We start from the raw sequence: 2,803 nt of genomic DNA on the forward strand, positions 1-2,803 counted from the left end.
GACGCCCTTGAGGAGTTGTTGGCGCAACTCGGCGGGAATGTGATACTCGCCGCCGACGTTTCGCAATGCGCCTCGGTCCGTCAAATGCTGCAAGGCTCGGCGCAACTCGATTCCACGCATGCCGGACCACCGTAAGACCATCGCTGCCATCTGTTGACGAAAGCCCCACCGGAACGTCGCAAGTGGCCGCAAGATGAGTTTGTCCTCAGGGCTCAGATTGGGAAGAGGGGTCGCCGTCGGCGTCGCGCCGTCGTTTAGCAGCACGATCCTTACTAAACCTAAAGCCTCGCGCAACTCCATGTGTTCGTGCCGGACCGGCGAAACCTTTAGCGCATCCCCCAACCGCAGGCGATCGATGATCGGCGTTACGGCCAGTGGGCGGTGGGCAGGATTCCGGTCCTTGATCTCGTCGTAGCTCTCGTCAAAGCGGCGTGATTCCACCAGGACGACGAGGTCGGGAGCGCGGTGGCTCGGCCGTTGCTCGTCGGGCAGGTAGCCATTTAGGGCTCTCACAATCTCTTCGGTCGCATGCTCGCTCGTCGGCGCATGCCGGAACCGCTCGAATTCGTCAGCCGGCGCTCCGATCAGCCGCCAGAGGTTCCTCCAGAATGAGCTGTCTTGCTCATCGCTCGTCGCGCGGATGAACGACCATGAGAGCCCGGGTGGGGTGCGCCTGGTGATGTGAGGGATGAGTGTGGTGTTAATGTGCCACAGCGCCGATGCGACGGCAGAGGGAGTGACGCCGGAGAGTTCTAAGACCGGCCCGCTACTCTCGCGGAACGCGCGTAGCACAGTGGTAACGCCGGCATCCTCGAGCGGCAACAGGCCGGGCCGCTCAGCAGAATGAATATCCCACCTCACTTCCGGCAGCCGAATGTAGGCCCACTTGCGCCACCCTTCTGAATGAAAGGCGTCCGCGACATTCGACTGGCGAAAGGCCTGAACAACCTCCGACGTTTGCGCAAAGGCTTTAGCGCGGCCGTCCCGGCTGTTGCGCTCCTGTTCTTCGAAAAACGTCGACACGATGGCCCGTGCCCCCCCCGAGGACGCCACGATAACTCGATGGAATTGACGCGTGATGAACACCCATCGGAGCTTTTGCGGAATGCCGCCCGATTGTAGTAAATCGTAGTCGAGCAGACGGCGACCATCGGACGCTTTGGACCGCCTGAGGCCCGACTCGCCAGTGACCACGCTCTGGTAGTACCATCGCCTGCCTAGGAGCCTGGCCAGCACCGTCTGTGCGAGATAGGGTACGGCACTGCCGTCGCTGAGCGGCATCCGGGCCATGCCAAGCGCACGCAAAAGTGGTTCAACGATCTGGTCGGCCGCACTGAAATCGTAAACGACAACGGAACGCCGGACGCGGTCGCGGAAGGGTCCGAAATGTCCGTGCGTGGATTGCCACAAGTCGCGACCCACCATGCCCGCGAATGTGAGATAGTTGTTCCAGTTGCGACCGTGTCCATCCTTCATTGAAAGGTCGAGGTAGCGCCCGCCTATGATCGTTGGGCGTCGGCGGCGGGCGCGCACCGCCGGACTGTCCAGGTCGCGGGAGTCCGGGATGTCCACGTCGACGCTCAGTGGCAAGGAGAGTCCAGTCGCAGCAAGTCCTCCCGCCACGACGAGCAGTGGCCAACAGAAGGCATGCTGCATCAAGATGTTCTCAACCTGGGCCGGACAAGGAGACTCGTTGGACTCCGAGCCAATCAATTGCACCAGCTGGCCGATCGCGTGTAGACGTTCTTGAGTGGAGCCGCGATAGCTGCGCAATCCTAGCACTAGTTCCTGAAACCGGGCGAGTTCGTCGGCGCTGTCCTCAATCTCCTGCCAGCGAGTGCGCTTATTGTCAATCCTGCCGGGGAATGCTCGCTGACCAAACAGGGCTTTTCCAAGTCGTAGCACGCGAGACGGGTCACCGGGAGCATGGAGCAGATGGTGGACGAAATCCTGCAGACGAGCGAACGGCGCCTGCCGTTGTTCGATCATCTGAAACAGGGCCTCGGCGATGAGGTCGGGTAGGTCGCGAAAGCGTGAACTCAAATTTCCCGCCCCCAACTGTCGCAGGAGGTACAGGGTGACCGGTGGCATGGTATTGAGGGATGGCACGGACCAACCGTGACGTTCGACGGCGGACTCGAAAGCCAGCCGAAGGTGCTTGCGCGCCTGCTTGACCTCATCCCGCTGCTTCTCGTGCAGGCCGTTAACGTTTAGACTGGAGTACTCGCATAAGTAGTGCGCGAGGATCCCGATTTGCTGGGTGATTATCCACCGTTCCATAACTATTCCTCTACGTTTGCGACGAGTTCAATGTCGGGCCCGAGGCCCATGTTCTTGCGCGCATCCAGGTGGGCTTCGATGTCGGCACGCCCCACCCCTTCCACATGCACGACGCCGGTCCCGCGGCTCAAGGGAAACCGGAGGTCGCCAATTCGCAAGTGCGTGACGCCTGGAGGGGGAGCTGGGATGACTGACAAACGTCCGGTCGGTTCAGACGCAAGATGGCGTGCATCGTCCTCGGAGGCCAGCGCGCAAAGATATTCGCAGCCTGCCTGCAACTGAGGTTTTGGTTCCTGCACTCCGGATGCAGCCAGCCGAAGTGCGAGTGGCGGTGTCGGACGGGCGGCACCCTCTGGTGCGGAAATCACACGCTTGACGAGCCGATCAACCTCGTCTGGGGTGAGAGGCTTGACCAGCGACGGGTCTATCTCCCTCATCGCCTCGGCGAACGCCTCGTCGGAGGCGAGGATCTGCTCGACCTCGTGGCACCGAATCTCCCGTTTCGTCCGCTCCCACCACTGCT

Annotated in this window: 2 protein-coding genes; both read right to left on the minus strand. The window is 61.5% G+C overall.

Annotated elements, in window-relative coordinates; genetic code table 11:
• The coding region (locus tag JWQ89_RS14535; protein ID WP_299642151.1) for a hypothetical protein at nucleotides 1-2,280 on the minus strand (2,280 nt) is incomplete at its 3' end.
• A 2-nt stretch (nucleotides 2,281-2,282) separates the two neighbouring features.
• On the minus strand, nucleotides 2,283-2,803 hold a 521-nt coding region (locus tag JWQ89_RS14540; RefSeq protein ID WP_299642152.1), incomplete at its 5' end, for a hypothetical protein.

Source organism: Devosia sp. (genome assembly GCF_028290645.1).
Lineage (GTDB): Bacteria > Pseudomonadota > Alphaproteobacteria > Rhizobiales > Devosiaceae > Devosia_A.